Here is a 567-nt window from a genome sequence, read left to right as displayed (position 1 = left end):
CCCTTATCACATGATTGAAGCGCTCAGCGAAGTGCCGATTTTTGATGACGTATTCTTATCCGTTTATCCGAACAGCAGCCTTCCTTCGCTTGAAGAGGGACGGCTCGTCTATGAAACAGACGACACGTATTTTCAAAACAGCGCGTCAGAATTCCGTAAGCAAGGTGCGCGGATTATCGGCGGCTGCTGCGGCACAACGCCGAATCACATCAGGGCGATGGCGGAAGCGGTTGGCGGGCTGGCTCCGATTACAGAAAAAGAAGTCAAAACCCGGGCAAAAGAATTCATTTCTGTTCATCACGAGCGAACCGAGCCCGGCCTGGATAAGATCGCGGCCAAAAAACGCTCTATTATCGTAGAACTGGACCCGCCGAAAAAACTAAGCTTTGACAAATTTCTATCGGCGGCTGCTGAATTAAAAGAAGCGGGAATCGATGCCCTGACACTCGCCGACAATTCTCTGGCGACCCCGCGGATCAGCAATGTTGCCTGCGGCGCCCTTGTCAAGCAGCAGCTCGATATGCGTTCACTTGTCCATATTACGTGCCGTGACCGTAACATTATCGG

At 51.9% G+C, this 567-nt stretch carries 1 protein-coding gene; it reads left to right on the top strand.

Features of this window, described 5'->3' with window-relative positions; genetic code table 11:
- Positions 1–567, top strand: a 567-nt coding sequence (locus ACWHAR_RS30430; protein ID WP_452088853.1) for a homocysteine S-methyltransferase family protein, incomplete at both ends; no start/stop codon positions are given.

The organism is Bacillus sp. LR--39 (assembly GCF_053613335.1).
This window is presented reverse-complemented; position numbering and strand designations above follow the sequence as displayed.